At 65.3% G+C, this 15,088-nt stretch carries 14 protein-coding genes; 8 read left to right on the top strand and 6 right to left on the bottom strand.

The features are described from left to right. Window positions 1–4 precede the first annotated feature (4 nt). From BMW90_RS23130 to BMW90_RS23110, 5 genes are all read left to right on the top strand, one after another. Window positions 5–838 (top strand): carbohydrate ABC transporter permease, encoded by an 834-nt coding sequence (locus BMW90_RS23130; protein ID WP_048534253.1) that lies wholly within the window; start codon window positions 5–7, stop codon window positions 836–838. Between the two features lie 13 nt (window positions 839–851). After that, window positions 852–1,976, top strand: coding sequence for an ABC transporter ATP-binding protein (locus tag BMW90_RS23125; RefSeq protein WP_074839726.1), 1,125 nt, complete (start codon window positions 852–854; stop codon window positions 1,974–1,976). A 4-nt stretch (window positions 1,977–1,980) separates the two neighbouring features. Next, window positions 1,981–3,654 (top strand): SMP-30/gluconolactonase/LRE family protein, encoded by a 1,674-nt coding sequence (locus BMW90_RS23120; protein WP_158499055.1) that lies wholly within the window; start codon window positions 1,981–1,983, stop codon window positions 3,652–3,654. After that, window positions 3,651–4,394 (top strand): SDR family NAD(P)-dependent oxidoreductase, encoded by a 744-nt coding sequence (locus tag BMW90_RS23115; RefSeq protein ID WP_074839724.1) that lies wholly within the window; start codon window positions 3,651–3,653, stop codon window positions 4,392–4,394. The genes BMW90_RS23120 and BMW90_RS23115 overlap by 4 nt, the downstream gene beginning before the upstream one ends. A gap of 189 nt (window positions 4,395–4,583) precedes the next feature. After that, window positions 4,584–5,528, top strand: a complete 945-nt coding sequence (locus BMW90_RS23110) for a formylglycine-generating enzyme family protein (protein WP_074839720.1) — start codon at window positions 4,584–4,586, stop codon at window positions 5,526–5,528. Window positions 5,529–5,576: 48 nt separating this feature from the next. Here the strand turns inward: BMW90_RS23110 and BMW90_RS23105 are convergent, their stop codons facing one another. The 6 genes from BMW90_RS23105 to BMW90_RS23080 form a co-directional block, all read right to left on the bottom strand. Next, window positions 5,577–6,263 (bottom strand): D-lyxose/D-mannose family sugar isomerase, encoded by a 687-nt coding sequence (locus BMW90_RS23105; RefSeq protein WP_074839717.1) that lies wholly within the window; start codon window positions 6,261–6,263, stop codon window positions 5,577–5,579. Further along, window positions 6,260–7,540, bottom strand: a complete 1,281-nt coding sequence (locus BMW90_RS23100) for an amylo-alpha-1,6-glucosidase (RefSeq protein ID WP_074839714.1) — start codon at window positions 7,538–7,540, stop codon at window positions 6,260–6,262. Before BMW90_RS23100 ends, BMW90_RS23105 begins: the two co-directional genes overlap by 4 nt. A 9-nt stretch (window positions 7,541–7,549) precedes the next feature. After that, on the bottom strand, window positions 7,550–8,593 hold the full coding sequence (locus BMW90_RS23095) for an ABC transporter ATP-binding protein (RefSeq protein WP_048534264.1): 1,044 nt from the start codon (window positions 8,591–8,593) through the stop codon (window positions 7,550–7,552). 26 nt (window positions 8,594–8,619) lie between these two features. Next, the gene (locus tag BMW90_RS23090) at window positions 8,620–9,465 is read right to left on the bottom strand and encodes a carbohydrate ABC transporter permease (RefSeq protein WP_048534265.1); all 846 of its coding nucleotides are present in this window, start codon (window positions 9,463–9,465) and stop codon (window positions 8,620–8,622) included. After that, on the bottom strand, window positions 9,462–10,307 hold the full coding sequence (locus tag BMW90_RS23085; RefSeq protein ID WP_048534266.1) for a carbohydrate ABC transporter permease: 846 nt from the start codon (window positions 10,305–10,307) through the stop codon (window positions 9,462–9,464). The genes BMW90_RS23090 and BMW90_RS23085 overlap by 4 nt, the downstream gene beginning before the upstream one ends. 112 nt (window positions 10,308–10,419) lie before the next feature. Next, complete coding sequence (locus BMW90_RS23080; protein ID WP_074839711.1) at window positions 10,420–11,688, bottom strand: ABC transporter substrate-binding protein; 1,269 nt, start codon at window positions 11,686–11,688, stop codon at window positions 10,420–10,422. A 294-nt stretch (window positions 11,689–11,982) separates the two neighbouring features. Here BMW90_RS23080 and BMW90_RS23075 point away from each other — a divergent pair, with 294 nt between their 5' ends. From BMW90_RS23075 to BMW90_RS23065, 3 genes are all read left to right on the top strand, one after another. Next, window positions 11,983–13,023 carry a LacI family DNA-binding transcriptional regulator gene (locus BMW90_RS23075; RefSeq protein WP_074839709.1) on the top strand — a complete coding sequence of 347 codons (1,041 nt, stop codon included), beginning with the start codon at window positions 11,983–11,985 and terminating at the stop codon, window positions 13,021–13,023. 115 nt (window positions 13,024–13,138) lie between these two features. Continuing rightward, window positions 13,139–14,143 carry a zinc-binding alcohol dehydrogenase family protein gene (locus tag BMW90_RS23070; protein WP_074839706.1) on the top strand — a complete coding sequence of 335 codons (1,005 nt, stop codon included), beginning with the start codon at window positions 13,139–13,141 and terminating at the stop codon, window positions 14,141–14,143. Window positions 14,144–14,270: 127 nt separating this feature from the next. Then, entirely contained in the window at window positions 14,271–15,077 is an 807-nt protein-coding gene (locus tag BMW90_RS23065; protein ID WP_074839703.1) for an SDR family NAD(P)-dependent oxidoreductase, read from the top strand. Window positions 15,078–15,088: the final 11 nt, after the last annotated feature.

Here is a 15,088-nt window from a genome sequence, read left to right as displayed (position 1 = left end):
TACGATGCAACAGAGACATCCGCTGAACACCATTGCCCTCTATCTCACGGTCCTCGTGACCTGCGGGCTGCTGCTCTTTCCGATCTACTGGATGGTGGTGACGGCGCTGCAACCCGCGTCGAACCTGCGGGCCTATCCGCCGCAGTTCTGGCCCGCCGATCCGCAATGGAACGTCTTTGCCGACCTGCTGGCAAAACACCCCTTCATGCTGTGGTTCTCGAACACCATCCTGATCGCCTTTGCCACGATGACCATCTCGCTGGCGGTCTCGATCCTGGCGGCCTATGCGCTCTCGCGCTTCCGGCTGCGCGGCGGGCAGGGCCTGGGCCTGTTCATCCTGACCTCCAAGATGCTGCCGGCGACGCTGCTGATCATCCCGCTCTTTGCGATCTTCCGCTCGACCGGCCTGGTGGGGTCGCTGTGGTCGGTGGTGATCGCCCAGGCGACGCTGATCGTGCCGTTCTGTACCTGGATGCTGAAAGGCTATTTCGACACCATGCCGCCCGAACTCGAGCAGGCGGCGCTGGTCGATGGCTGTTCGCCGCTGGGCACGATCTTTCGCATCGTGTTGCCGGTGGCGGCCCCGGGGCTGGCGGCGACGGCGCTTTACGCCTTTGTCGTCAGCTGGTCGGATTTCCTCTTTGGTCGCACTTTCCTGACCACCAATGATGAAAGCTGGACGCTGCAAATGGGCATCGCCTCGCTCAAGGGCGAGTTCGTGACTGAATGGAATGTCATCATGGCGGGGTCGATCATGGCCTCGATCCCGATCATCATCGTCTATCTTTTCCTTGAACGTTTCCTCGTCGGTGGCCTGGCCGCCGGATCCGAGAAGTAACGGAACAAAACCAATGGCAACCGTACAATTCGATCAGATCACCAAGAGCTATGGCGCCGTCGAGGCGATCCGCGATTTCAACCTCGATATCGAAGACGGCGAATTCTGCGTCTTCGTCGGCCCCTCGGGCTGCGGCAAATCCACCGCGCTCAAGATGTTGGCCGGGCTCGAGGCCACGTCGGGCGGCACCATCAGCATCGGCGGTCGCGACGTGACCGAGCTTGGCCCCGGCAAGCGCGACATCGCCATGGTGTTCCAGAACTACGCGCTTTATCCGCATATGTCGGTGCGCAAGAACATCGGTTTCGGCCTCAAGATGCAGGGCCTGCCGGCGAACGACATCAACGCCAAGGTCGAAGAGGCCGCGCGGGTTCTGGAGCTGACCCCCTATCTCGATCGCAAGCCCCGCGCGCTCTCTGGCGGACAGCGCCAGCGGGTGGCGCTGGGCCGGGCCATCGTGCGCGAACCGGCGGCCTTTCTGATGGACGAGCCGCTGTCGAACCTCGATGCCAAGTTGCGGGTGCAGACCCGCTCCGAGATCGTCAAGCTGCAAAGACGGCTGGGGGTGACGACGATCTATGTCACCCATGACCAGACCGAGGCGCTGACCATGGCCGACAAGATCGTGGTGATGAAGGGCGGCGAGATCCAGCAGGTGGGTAGCGCCGAACAGCTGTTTCACGCCCCGGTCAATGTCTTTGTCGCAGGCTTCATCGGCTCGCCCGGCATGAATTTCTTTCACGGCAAGGTCGAAAGCGGCCCGCAGGGCCCGGTGACCCGGTTCGGCGGTCACGACATCCCATTGCCGGCAAAATGCGCCGGCATGTCGGGGCGCGACATGATCTTCGGCATCCGTCCCGAGCATATCCGGGTGGGCGAAGACGGCCCCGGCGTGGCACTGTCGCTGGTCGAGAACCTCGGCACCGAAAAGATCCTGCATTTCCACACGCCGGGCGAAAACGTGCTCGAGCTGGACCGCGCGCAGGTCGGCGCCGATGAAGAGCGCGATGCCCAGACCATGCTGATCCGGGTGATCGACGATCGGCGTTACAGCGAAGCCGAGACCCTCGCGCTCGCTTTCCCGGTGGAGAAACTTCATGTATTCGATCCCGACACCCATGAGGCGGCGGCAGGATGAGCGCTTGAACAGGTTCGACGACATTGCAGAGCGGTTTCCCGGCGCCGGCACGCTGGTCAAGGGAATCCAGATCATCGAGATCCTCGATCAGATCGGCCGGCCGGCCACCTCGGCCGAGCTTCTGGCCCAGACCGGCCTGCCCAAGGCCACGCTCTACCGGTTGATCGGGGCGCTCACCGCCTTTGGCTACATCCGCCATGATCCCCGGCTCAAGACCTATGCGCTGGGGCATCGGCTGATCGAGCTGGCGGGCAAGTCGATGGCGTCTTTCGATCTGCGCACCGCGGCCGAGACCGAGGTGCTGCGGCTGTCGAAAGAGCTGAACGAGACGGTGAGCCTGGCGGTGCTGGAAGGCGAGCGCACGATCTATGTCGACGTACGCCGGCCCTCCAACCCGCTGGCCATCGGTGTCGAGATCGGCCGCGAGCTGCCGGCGCTGGAAAGCGCCTCGGGCCATGCCATTCTCTCGGCGCAGCCGCCGCACCGGGTCAACGGCATCATCGGCGCGCTGCCGGCAGAGGAGCAATCCGCCCTGCTGGCCGATTTCGCCATCGCCCGCGCGCGCGGCTATTCGATCGCCAATTCGCGCACCCTTGAAGGCGTGGTGGTAATCGCCGTGCCGGTCAACGGCCCGCCCGGCATGGGCCATGGTGCCATCGTCGTCACCGCGCTTGCCAGCCGGTTGAGTTATGAACGCCGCCATGTGATCGGACGCGACCTGATGGAAGCCGCGCGCCGGGTCATGGGCAATATCGGGAGCGCCCCTGTGAGCATCACCGCCAATCCGCGCCGCACCGCCCATGTCGAGGAAGGGCTCGAATGCCTCGCCGCGACCGGGGCCATCGTCGGCGAAGGCCCGGTCTGGGACGCCCGCGAAGGGGTGTTGCACTGGGTCGATGTCGCCGCGCCCGCCTTTCACGTCTACGATCCCAGACGCGGCGAAAACCGCATGTCGCAGGCGCCTTACATCGTGTCGGCAGTTCTGCCGGCCGAGGGCGGCGGTATGCTGGCGCTCACCCAGAACGGGCTCGAACGCTATGATCCGGTGACCCAGGCGCTCGAGACGATCCACAACCCCGAGGCGCATCTGCCCTCGAACCGCTTCAACGATGCCAAGACCGATCCGCAGGGCCGGGTCTGGAGCGGCTCGATGAGCCTCGACGCCTCGATGCCCTCGGGATCGCTCTACCGTTTCGACCGGCCGGGCGAGGCGCGGGCGGTCGACGGCGGCTTTCAGGTGTCGAACGGTCTCGACTGGAGCCCGGACGGCCGCACCTTCTATTTTACCGATACCGCGCTCGGCATCGTCTTTGCCTATGATTACGAGGCCGCCGGCGGCACCCTGTCGAACCGGCGCAGCTTTCTCACCTTCGATCCGGCCGAGGGCAAGCCCGACGGACTCTGCACCGACAGCGAGGGCAATCTCTGGATCGCCATCTGGGATGGCTGGCGGGTGGCCTGCTACGGCCCCGACGGCAGGCTCAAACGCGAGATCGACATGCCGGTGCCGCGCCCGACAAGCTGCTGTTTCGGCGGCGACGACATGAAACGACTGTTCATCACCAGTGCCTCGATCCGCCTGCCGGCCAGCGTGCTGGACGAGGCGCCCCTGTCCGGCGCGCTGTTCGCCATCGATGTGGATGTGCCGGGCAAGCCGGCCACGGAGGCCCGGGCATGAGCGCCACCCATGCGGAATTTGCCGGCCGCCACGTGATGGTCACCGGTGCGGCGGCGGGCATCGGCCGGGCGACGGCGCTGGCCTTTGCCGCCCAGGGCGCGCGGGTGACGGCTGTCGATCTCAACGCCGAGGGGCTGGCCGAGACGGCGGCTGCGGCCGAGGCGATCACCCCCGCCACCTGCGATCTGACCGACAGCGCGGCGCTGAATGCGCTCTGCGCCGAGGCAGAGGCGCGGCACGGCGCGATCCGGGTGCTGGTCAACAATGCCGGTGTCGACCGGCGGATCGCCTTTGCCGAGCAGACCGAAGCGGATTGGCGCTGGATGCTGGCCGCCAACCTCGACCATCACGCCCTGCTGGCGGCGCAGGTTGCGCCGGGTATGGCGGCGGCGGGCGGCGGGGCCATCGTCAACCTTTCGTCCACCGCCTGGATGAAGCTGGCCGGCAATCTGACCGCCTATCACACCGCCAAGGCCGGGATTCTCGGACTGACCCGCGGCCTGGCGCGCGATCTCGGCGGCCAGGGCATCCGCGCCAATGCCATCGCCCCGGGCCGCGTGGTGACCGAGCGGGTGGCGGGACAGGTGAGCGCCGATTGGGTGGCCGAGACACACGCGCTGCAATGTATCCCCGAGCTGATCCAGCCGTCGGACATCGCCGATTGTGTCCTGTGGCTGGCCTCGGACGCCGCGCGGATGATCACCGGGCAATGTATTGTCGTCGATGGCGGCGTGGTCTGACCGGCGCGGGCCGCTGATCGGTGGCCCTTTCCGGGCCGGATCACCCGCCTTATGCTGCCTGTGCCCGGCAATCGCCATGGAACTTGGCGCAAGTTTGCGGCAGAAAGGCGCGCAGGAGGGTTTCTTGACCATGCCAGTGTTTCGTTCCGTGCCACCGATCCCCGCGCCCTGCCGTCCGGGAGGCCGGTGATGTCCGATACCATTGCCAAGAGCTGCTGCGCCCCCGCCCGAAGCGGCGACAGCGCCAGACCGCAAGCCCAAGACCCGATGGCGCGCGAGAGCGATCCGCCCGAACGGGTGCAGATCCCCGGCGGCCGCGGGCTGATCGGGACCGACCGGCCGGAATTGCCGATCGATGGCGAAGCGCCGCTTCGCCAGACCCGGATCAAGCCCTTCGCGATGGACGCGACCACCGTCACCAACGCCCGGTTCCGCCGTTTCATCGCGGCGACAGGCTATGTCACCGACGCCGAGCGGCTGGGCAATTCCTTTGTCTTCGCCAATCTGCTGCCGCCGGATTTCCCGCCGACCCAGGCGGTTGCGGCAGTGCCCTGGTGGCGGGTGGTCGATGGTGCCTCCTGGGCCGAGCCGCTGGGGCCGGGCTCGGGCGGGGCCTGTCTCGACGAATATCCGGTGGTGCATGTGAGCTGGAACGACGCCCAGGTCTTTGCCCGCTGGGCCGAGGGGCGGCTGCCGACCGAGGCGGAATACGAACATGCGGCGCGCGGCGGGCAAGGTGATGTGCGCTTTCCCTGGGGCGACGCAGAGCCGAACGACAGCGATCACTTTCCCTGCAATATCTGGCAGGGTCAGTTCCCCCGGCACGATCTCGGGCTCGACGGGCACCGGGGCGCCGCGCCGGCGCGCTCTTTTGCACCCAATGCCTATGGGCTTTATCATATGGTGGGCAATATCTGGCAGTACACCGCCCAGCCCTTCAAGGTGAAATCACTGAAGAAATCGGTGCAGCGGGCCCATGCCGACAAGGTCGGCTACAAGCTGGCCAAGGGCGGGTCATTCCTTTGCCACGCCAGCTATTGCTACCGTTACCGGATCGCCGCCCGCACCGGCTCCACCCCCGACAGCACCACGTCGCACCAGGGGTTTCGCCTGGTCTATGACGTCAAGGGCTGAAGGGGCGATCGCGGGCCACCACCGCGCGGCGGTGGCCCGGCGCAGGTCTCAGGCCAGCCAGGACCTGTAGTCGCTGACCAGCAGATGCGTGGGATCGGTGTCTTCCTCGATTTCGGCGAAGCGGCCGATCGGCTCGCGGAAGATATTGTCGGTCTCGTCGTCGTTCACCGTCGACACCTCGCCAATCAGCACATCGCCGCCCTCACCCCAGAAGGCATGCCAGTCGCCGGGCATCAGGGTGACGCTCTCGCCCGGGGCGAATTTCAACTTTTCGCCGGGGGCAAAGTCGCGGCGGATGCCGTCACACCAGACGGTGCCGCCCTTGTCCTCGGAGAAATTGCCCTGATCGTCAGAGCCGTAGAGCTCGATCACCATGGTGGCGCCGCCGCGATTGATGATGTCCTCGGCCTTGATCACATGGGTGTGCATCGGCGAAAGCTGATCCTGCCGCGAAATCAGCAGCTTTTCCGCGTAACACATGCCGCCGCCCCGTTGCAGATCGGCCAGCCGGCCATTGCGCAGGGTAAAGAGAAACAGCCCCATCTCGTCGAACCGGCCATCACCGTAATCGGTGATGTCCCAGCCACAGCGTGCCTCGATCACCGCGCGGGCGTCGTCCTTGCGGGATTTGAATTCGTCGGGTGTCCAATAGGCAAAGGGGGGCAGGGCAAAGCCATGGCTGCGGATCATATCGTCCGCCTGTGCCATGATGTCGTTGATGCGGGATCGTTTCATGCGGCAACCTCGAAGGTGTGAAGAATCTCGATGATCATTGCAGCGGTCCAGGTGAAATGCGCGCCGCCGCAAGGTTCGGCTGTAACGGGGTCGTGATATTCCGCAAATCCGCTGGTTTCAATCAGTCGCAGGCAATCACCCATGATCCGGTCGATGATTTCGCGTTCTCCGGCGCGTTGCAGCCCGTCGGCGACCATGAAATTGACGATCAGCCAGACCGGACCGCGCCAGTACCGCAGCCCGTCGAATTCGGGCGCGCGGGGGTCATGGCTGGGGATCAGGTAGTTGCAGACCTCGCCCAGCTCTTCGATCCGCCGCACCAGTGCCGTGATGCGGTGTTTCGGGATCGGGGCAAAGGCCGCCAGGACGCCGCCGATCGAGGCGCTGGGGATCAGCTTGCCTTCGGCCCGGTCGTAACACAGGTACTGGCCCAGTTCGTCGCTCCACAGGCTTTCCATCGCCGCGACGCCCTTGTCGGCCATGGCACGGGATTCTTTGGCGATCTCCTCCATCCCCAGACGCGCGGCGAGATCGGCCACATCCTCGCAGGCGCGGATCAGGATGGCGTTGAAGCCCGGATCGACCACCTTGAAGGGTGAGGCATCGTGCAGCTTGGTGTTGTCCCAGCCGAGGCTTTTGAACTTCTGCACCAGCCAGATGTAGCGCTTGTACTGGCCGTCGGTCGGCCGGTGCGCCGGGTTGGCGTGGGCGGTGTCGCGCCGGGTGAATTCGCCGACGCCGTCGATCGGCACCCGGTCAAAGGCATCATCCCAGTCGACGGAATTGTCGCGGCCGGATTCCCAGGGATGCAGCAGCGCGACCAGCCCGGTGCCCTCTGGGTCGCGGCAGCGGTAGAACCATTGGTGCCAGGCGTGGATCTTGGGCAGCAGCGCGCGCGCCTGTCTGCCGGCCAGCGCGCTGTCGCGGGCCCGGTCATGGATGCGGCGCACGGCAAAGCCCGCAACCGGCGGCTGGGTGATGCCGGTGGTCGGCACGGCGCGGCCGGTGCCCCAGACCTCGGGGCCGGGAAAATAGCCATCGTCGGGTGCGTGAAAGATGATATGCGGCACCATCCCGTCATCCCATTGATGATCGAGCAGGGTTTCGATCTCGGTCCAGGCGCGCGGCTCGTCGTAATGGGCAAAGCCCAGCGCGCTGAGTGCGGAATCCCAGTTCCACTGGAACGGATAGAGCCCGTGGGTCGGCACCGTATAGGCGCCACGGTCATTGTCGCTCAGGACTTGCCGGGCGTGCCGGATCATTTCGTCATGGTTCATTGGTCTGCCTCACGCCACGGCCAGGGTTGTTTCGGGATCGAACCAGCGCACCCGGTCCGTTTGCGGGGCCAGCGTCAGCATGTCGCCGCGCTTGACCTCCATGTCGCTGTCGAGCACCGCGCGGAACAACGTGCCGTTGACCTCGCAGGTCACCAGGAGATGCGCGCCCAGCGGTTCGACGATCTTCACCTTTGCCTCAAGCCCGTCGCCGGCCGGCTGCATGTCTTCCGGGCGGATGGCGAATTGCAGCGGCGACTTGCCATAGCGCGGCCCGTCGATCACGTTGCCAGCCACACTCCATTTGCCGTCGCCCGCCGCCTCGGCGCGCAGGAAGTTCATCGGCGGGTTGCCGATGAAACTGGCGACGAATTCGGCCGCCGGGTTGCGATAGACCTCGATCGGCGAGGCGGCCTGCACGATCTCGCCCTGGTGCATGACGCTGATGCGGTCGGCCATCGACATGGCTTCGACCTGATCATGGGTCACATAGACAGCGGTGGTCTTGCTCTCTGCCAGCACGCCTTTCAGTTCGGCCCGCATCTCCATCCGCAAGAGCGCGTCTAGGTTCGAAAGCGGTTCGTCCATCAGGATCACATCGGGCTCCATTGCCAGCGCCCGGGCCACGGCAACCCGCTGGCGCTGGCCGCCGGAAAGCTCGCCGGAATAGCGTTTGAGCAGCATCTCGATATGCATCAGCGAGGCCACCCGTTCGACCCGGCGCCTGACCTCGTCATCGGGCAGCTTCTGCATCCGCAGGCCAAAGCCGATGTTCTCGAACACCGTCAGATGCGGAAAGACGGCGTAGTTCTGAAACACCATGGCGATGCCGCGATCCTTGGGAGCGAGGTGGTCGACCCGGCGCCCGCCGATCCAGACTTCGCCCTCGGTCGCGGTTTCCAGGCCGCAGATGATCCTGAGCAGCGTGGTCTTGCCGCAGCCCGAGGCGCCGAGCAGGACCATGAATTCCTGGTCGGCGATGGTCAGGTTGATGTCGTGCAGCGCCTGATAGGCACCGAATTTCTTGGCGACGTTCTTGATCTGAATTTCAGCCATTTTTCTGGTTCCTTTCATGAACCGCCTCAGCGGTTGGCGATGCCCCACATGGCGAAGAGGTATTTGCGCACCGCGAAGATAAAGATCAGCGCGGGCACGACGAGGATGAAGCCGCCGGCGAACTTCAGGTGCAGCGGCGAGGTGTCGAGGTTTTGCAGCAGAAAGGCGGTCAGCGTCCGGTTCTCGATGGTCAGCACGGCGGCCGCGAAGACCTCGTTCCAGGAGATCACGAAGGCAAAGATCGCCGACGCCGTGATGCCAGGTAGGATCAGCGGCAGAACCACCTTGGTAAAGGCGGTGAGCCTTGTGCAGCCCAGCGTCCAGGCGGCCTCTTCCAGTTCGAGCGGGATGCCGGAGAAGAGCGAGAAGGTGATCAGCACCGCAAAGGGGATGGCCAGCGTGGTGTGCACCAGCGCGAGGCCGAAGGTGGTGTCGTCAAGCCCGGTCTGGATGAACATCACCGCCAGCGGCAGCGCCAGCAGCGGCAGCGGAAAGGCGCGGGTGAGCAGGATCAGCAGGCGGAACAGCTCCTTGCCGCGGAAATCGAAGCGCGACAGGGCATAGCCCGCCGGCGCGCCTATCAGGATCGACATGATCATCGTCATCCCCGCCGTCAGCACCGAGTTCTTGAGCGCCGTCAGCATCCCTGCGAACTGCGCGAAAAAGGCCAGCGAGCCGAAGTCGAATTCGGGGAAGAGCGGCTTGGGAAAGCTGTTGACGGTATCCGGCGAGGACAGGGTGTTCACCAGCAGGAAGTAGATCGGCACCAGCACCCAGGCGCAGAGCAGGACCACGCCGGAGATGTAGAGGAAGCGGCCGGCGCTGCGGGTCGAGGGCGCGGCGGGGGCTTCGGCAACGGTTGCATCGGTCATATCGTTGCTCCTTTCGGGACGCGCAGGGCGCGCAGGATGACAAGCGTCGCGGCGATCGAGATGGCGAGGATGACCAGCGCCATGGCCGCCGCGGCGCCGCTGTTGAGAAGGTCGAATTGATAGGCATAGGTCTCGCCCATCAGCACCGGGAAGAGCGTGCCGCCAAGCGCGGCCACCACGGCAAAGACCTCGAAGGCCATGATTACCCGCAGCACCAGCGCGGTCTGCAAGCTGGGCCGCAGCATCGGCAGGGTGATGCGGACGAAACGTTTCCAGGGGCTGGCGCCAAAGACTTCGGCCGCCTCGTAATATTCCTTGGGGATCAGGCCGATGCCGGCGACTAGGATCACCAGCATGATCGCCGTCGCGCGCCAGATCTCGGCCAGGGCGATGGCCACGAAGACCAGCCCGGGGTTCTGGAAGGTCAGCAGGTTGGCCGGTTTGTCGACGATACCCATGCCGTGCATCATCGAATTGAGAAAGCCCGACTGCTCGAAGATCGCCAGCCAGATCAGCCCCGCCGCCAGATCCGAGATGCCCAGCGGAATGGTCCAGACATAGAGCACGAGGTCGCGGCCCTTTTCCATCCGGGTCACCATGGTGGCCATCAGCAGCGACAGCGCCAGCTGGATCGGCACCACGGCGGCGGCCAGCAGCAGCGTGTTTTTCAGCGAGATCGGGAATTTCCAGTAGCTGACCACCTCGCGAAAGTTGTCGAGGGTAAAGCCGGCGCCGGTGGTGAAGGCCTGTTTCGCGACCAGCACGAAGGGGTAGAGGAAGAACAGGCACAGAAACAGCGTCACCGGCAGGATCAGCATATAAGGCAATAGTCGAGCGTTCATGGAATCGCTCCTTGTTCCGGCGCGTCGCGCGCGCTCTGGGTGGGATCTGGGGGCAAGGGGGATGTCCGGGCCCGAAGGCCCGGACGGGGAGGGGCGCTTTGACCCCGGCGGATCATTCCACCGGGCAGGCGCCGTCCGAGGGGGCGTCCGGGGCCCAGCAGGGCGCGCCGGTTTCGTTCATGATGGCCTCGAGCCGGCCTTTCTGATCTTGCAGCACCGCTTCGATCGGCTGACCGGCCAGCACGATTCGTTCGAAGCTGTCGACAAAGACCCGGTTGAAATCGCCGCCCTTGTCGCCGAGCCCGGCGGGCAGAAGCCCCGGGTTGGCATCGGCCGAGCCCGACATCTTGGCCACGGCGTCACCGGCGGCCTTGACCGAAGGCGGCAGATCATCGGGCAGGTCGACATCGACCACCGGGAAGAAATTGGTCGCCTTGAGCGTGGCGATCTGGGTCTCCGGCTGCATCAGATAGTCGATCAGCGCCTTGGCCGTGTCTTTGTCAGGCGCGGTTTCCGGGATGGCGATGCCGGCCAGGACCGGCATGAAGCCACGGCCCTCGGGGCCGGCCGGCGCCGGGAAAGCGACAAAATCGTCGGGCCGCTCGTTGAAGGCATTGGCCAGGCGCGAGGTGTGGTCGAACACGATCCAGGCGTCACCCGACAAAAGCTGCTCTTGCATGAAGGAGAAATTGGTCGAGCCGGGGTTGGTGTGGGCCCAGAGCTCCTTGAACTTTTCCCAGGCGGTCACCGCCTTGTCCGAGGCGAAGGTGCGAACCACGCCATCGGTGTAGGAGGGATAGAGATATCCCTGAAAGAACCGGTGCTTCAGGCCCTTGGGGCCGGCCGGAAAGCCGAACTTGGGTTCGCCCTCGGCCGCGTGCACATTGGCCGTCCAAGCGATCAGCTGGTCGTAGGTCAGCGCATCGATGTCGGCGCCTTCGGGCAGGTATTGCAGCGCCTCGCGGTTGGCCGCCATGATATAGCTGGCCTGCATCCAGGGCATGTACTGCATGCTGTCGGTGCCAAGCTTGGCAAGGCTGTTGAAGGTGTCGGAAGCGGACATCGTGCCGGTGTCACCCAGATCGACCAGCGTGCCGGGGTCCATCGCCGAGAAATCGCCGTGCAGCGCGCCCAGCAGACCGATGGTGCCGGTGCCGGACTGGATTTCCGCGCTCAGCCGCGTCAGCCAGGGGCCGGCGTCGTTGGGTTGATAGTCGACGGCATCTTCGAAGCCGGCAAGCACCTGTTCGCGCATGGCCTGCGCCTCTTCGACCGGCTTGGCCTGGGTCGACCAGAACAGGATTTCGGCCTGGGCCACGCCCGCCGACAGGGCCAGCGCGATACCGGACACGGCGCCGGCGAGTTTGAAGTGAAGTGACATAAGTTCCTCCCGAATTGAAACACGGACGCAAAGCCTCTCGGCCTGCCCCGCCCGGTCACAGCCTGCCCGGGCCTCCTGACCCTGTGACAGCCTGCCGTCGCGCTGTTGGCGGGATCATGCGGCGCACGACTCGCCTTGGCGATGGCAGTACCATGATGTAACGATATATCACCTGTCAAATCCTTTTTACGCGTCGCTTTCGCCTAAATCGGCGGTTCTGTTGAATATGCTTGATCTTTTCGCGCGGCTGCTTTCTATATTTCGGCTAATCGTTATATCTTCGATGTGAGGAGCATGGCCGGAAAACCCACCCTGAGGAGTGTCGCGCAGGAAGCCGGGGTCTCGATTCCCACGGTCAGCCAGGTCATGCGCGGCACCGGCCGCATTTCCGAACAGACCCGCGAAAAGGTGCTCGAGGCGGCGCGCAAGCTGCACTATGTGCCCGACAGCCGGGCGGCGGCGATGCGGTCTGGCGAGAACCGGGAAATCGGGTTTGTCATCAACCAGTTCGCCAACCCGTTCAACGCCGAGGTCGTGTCTGGCGCGGTCGATCTGCTCGATGGCGAAGGCTACCTGGTGTCGATCCTCGACACCCGCGACGATGCCGCCCGACAGAGCCGCCAGCTCGAGGCGTTCATCCGCAACGGGCGCGGCGGGCTGATGTGGGTGCCGGCGCTCGACACCCCGGAAGAGACCGTCGCGCTGCTGAGGGCGCAGGGCATTCCGACGGTGACGTTCCTGCGGCCGGCCGGCGATGATTTCGACCATGTCGGCGTGCGCAATGCCGTTGCCACCGATGCTGCGACCCGTCATCTCGTCGATCTTGGCCACCGGCATATCGCTTATCTCGGCGGGACCGGGATGACCGCGGTGCGCCGCCGCCGCATCGCCGGCTATGAGCGGGCCCTGGCGGCGCAGGATCTCGGACCGGCGATCGTCTGGCCATCGATCGATACCAAGCGCGCCGGGATGGAGGCGATGCTGGAGCTTTACCGGACACATCCGAAGGTGACGGCGGTGGTCTGCAACGGCGACATGGTGGCGCTTGGCGCCTGTCTCGGGCTGGTCAAGGCCGGGTTGCAGCCCGGCAAGGACGTCTCGGTCATCGGCTTCGACGACATCGAGGATGCCAGCGTGGCGACGCCGCCGCTTACGACCATGGCGGTTTCGCCGCAAAAGCTGGGGCGCAAGCTGGCGCAGGTGCTGCTCAACCGCATCCGCGAGCCGGAAATGCCGGTGAGCCTCTCTGAGGTTTTTGCCGAACTGGTGATTCGCGAAACCACCGGGCCGGCGCCCCAGTCCTCCGATGCGGCGGCCTCGACCCGGGCACGCTGAACACACCTGCGATTATCCTGCGAATCGGAATAATGAAATCCGAAATCTCCGGTTTATTCGGATATGCGCCAAGGTTACCTCTGGTCGCAACACAGCGCTTGGATTGGAGCAAGAGATGAAAGCGATTGGCTACGAGACGGCAGGACCGGTGGATGCGCCCGATGCGCTCCGGGCATTTGACGCACCCCGGCCCGAGATCGGGCCGCAGGATCTCCTCGTCGATGTGCGCGGCGTGTCGGTCAACCCGGTCGACGTCAAACTGCGCCAGAATGCGCAGCCCGAGGGTGGGCCGCGGGTGCTGGGCTTTGACGCGGCGGGGGTGGTTGTCGAGGCCGGCGCCGAGGTCAGCGATTTCATCATCGGCGACGAGGTGTTTTATGCGGGTGACGTCACCCGCGCCGGCAGCAACGCCGAGCTTCAGGCGGTTGATGCGCGGCTTGTCGGGCGCAAACCCTCGCGGCTCGATTTCACCGAGGCCGCCGGCCTTCCGCTGACCACGATCACCGCCTGGGAAATGCTGTTCGATTCCTTCCGTCTGACGGAAGGCGGCGGCGCGGGCCAGAGCCTTCTGGTGATCGGCGGGGCCGGCGGCGTCGGCTCGATCTTGATCCAGCTTGCCAAGACGCTCACCGGCCTGACGGTGATCGCCACCGCGTCGCGCGAGGAAACCCGGGACTGGGTGCGCGACATGGGCGCCGATCACGTGGTCGACCATCGTGGCAACCTGGTCGAACAGGTCGCGGCGCTCGGTCAGGCGCCGGCCTATGTCGCGGCGCTCACCGCCACCGATCAGCACTGGCCCGCCATCCTCGAGCTGATCGCGCCGCGTGGGCAGATCGCGCTGATCGACGATCCCGCCGCGCTTGATATCAAGCCCGCCAAGCCCAAGGCGCTCAGCATTCACTGGGAATTCATGTTTTCGCGCCCGATGTTCGCGACCGAGGACATTGCCGCGCAGCGCGACCTGCTGAACCGCGTGTCGCAGATGATCGACACCGGCACGCTGCGTTCGACCGTCACCGAACGCGCCGGGGCCCTGAGCGTCGAGACGCTGCGCGCCGCCCATGCCCGCCAGGAAAGCGGCAAGGTGATCGGCAAGCAGGTGCTTTCGGGGTTCTGATCCGAAATTGCCGTGGCACCGGGCCGGTTGCGCACTATCTGCACCGGCCTGGCGCCCCCGCGCCTTTGACCACGCCGACCGCTTTGTCACCAAAGCACCTTTTCGACCCCGAATTGCGAGACCTGTCATGACCAAGACCATCCTGATCACCGGCGCCACAGACGGCCTCGGACATGCCACTGCCACCCATCTGGCGAAACAAGGCCATGCCCTTCTGCTGCATGGGCGCAACGTCAAGAAACTTGCCATCACCGCCGAAGAGCTGCGCGCCCTGCCGGGTGTCGGGGTGATCGGAACGGTGCGGGGCGATCTCTCGGACCTCGACGATGTGGCAAAGATGGCCGAGGGGCTGCTGGCCGAGCAGGGCGGGATCGACGTGCTGATCAACAATGCCGGCGTTCTCAAGGCAGACCCGGCCACCACCGCCCGCGGCGAGGATCTCCGCTTTGTCGTCAACACCTTCGCACCCGCGCTGCTGAGCCGGCTGCTGCTGCCGGCGATCCCGGCGGAGGGGCGGCTGGTGCATCTGTCCTCGGCCGCCCAGGCGCCCGTGGACCTGGCGGCCATGGCCGGCGAGCGTCCGCTCGAGGCGATGGAGGCCTATGCCCAGAGCAAGCTGGCGCTGACCATGTGGAGCGCGGCACTGGCCCGGGAACTGGGGCCGGACGGGCCGGTCACGGTTGCGGTCAACCCCGGCTCGCTGCTGGCGACCAAGATGGTCAAACAGGGTTTTGGCGTCGCCGGAAATGATATCGGCATCGGCGCGGAAATTCTGAGCCGGGCCGCGCTCTCGGCGGATTTTGCGGAGGCTTCCGGCCTCTATTTCGACAATGACAGCGGGCGGTTCGCGGCGCCGCATTCCGCAGCGGCGGACAAGACGAAGGCCGCGGCAGTGGTCGCGGCCATCGAAAAGCGTATCGCGGAATACCTCTGACGCGGGCCGTT

Origin of the sequence: Marinovum algicola (assembly GCF_900109145.1) — a bacterium.
Classification (GTDB): domain Bacteria; phylum Pseudomonadota; class Alphaproteobacteria; order Rhodobacterales; family Rhodobacteraceae; genus Marinovum; species Marinovum algicola.
This window is presented reverse-complemented; position numbering and strand designations above follow the sequence as displayed.

Bases quoted from the DNA above. Each gene is read 5' to 3' on its own strand.
- BMW90_RS23095 (WP_048534264.1), bottom strand. From the start codon at position 8,593: ATGGCTGAAATTCAGATCAAGAACGTCGCCAAGAAATTCGGTGCCTAT.
- BMW90_RS23110 (WP_074839720.1), top strand. From the start codon at position 4,584: ATGTCCGATACCATTGCCAAGAGCTGCTGCGCCCCCGCCCGAAGCGGC.
- BMW90_RS23105 (WP_074839717.1), bottom strand. From the start codon at position 6,263: ATGAAACGATCCCGCATCAACGACATCATGGCACAGGCGGACGATATG.
- BMW90_RS23130 (WP_048534253.1), top strand. From the start codon at position 5: ATGCAACAGAGACATCCGCTGAACACCATTGCCCTCTATCTCACGGTC.
- BMW90_RS23065 (WP_074839703.1), top strand. From the start codon at position 14,271: ATGACCAAGACCATCCTGATCACCGGCGCCACAGACGGCCTCGGACAT.
- BMW90_RS23080 (WP_074839711.1), bottom strand. From the start codon at position 11,688: ATGTCACTTCACTTCAAACTCGCCGGCGCCGTGTCCGGTATCGCGCTG.
- BMW90_RS23125 (WP_074839726.1), top strand. From the start codon at position 852: ATGGCAACCGTACAATTCGATCAGATCACCAAGAGCTATGGCGCCGTC.
- BMW90_RS23070 (WP_074839706.1), top strand. From the start codon at position 13,139: ATGAAAGCGATTGGCTACGAGACGGCAGGACCGGTGGATGCGCCCGAT.
- BMW90_RS23100 (WP_074839714.1), bottom strand. From the start codon at position 7,540: ATGAACCATGACGAAATGATCCGGCACGCCCGGCAAGTCCTGAGCGAC.
- BMW90_RS23075 (WP_074839709.1), top strand. From the start codon at position 11,983: ATGGCCGGAAAACCCACCCTGAGGAGTGTCGCGCAGGAAGCCGGGGTC.
- BMW90_RS23090 (WP_048534265.1), bottom strand. From the start codon at position 9,465: ATGACCGATGCAACCGTTGCCGAAGCCCCCGCCGCGCCCTCGACCCGC.
- BMW90_RS23085 (WP_048534266.1), bottom strand. From the start codon at position 10,307: ATGAACGCTCGACTATTGCCTTATATGCTGATCCTGCCGGTGACGCTG.
- BMW90_RS23115 (WP_074839724.1), top strand. From the start codon at position 3,651: ATGAGCGCCACCCATGCGGAATTTGCCGGCCGCCACGTGATGGTCACC.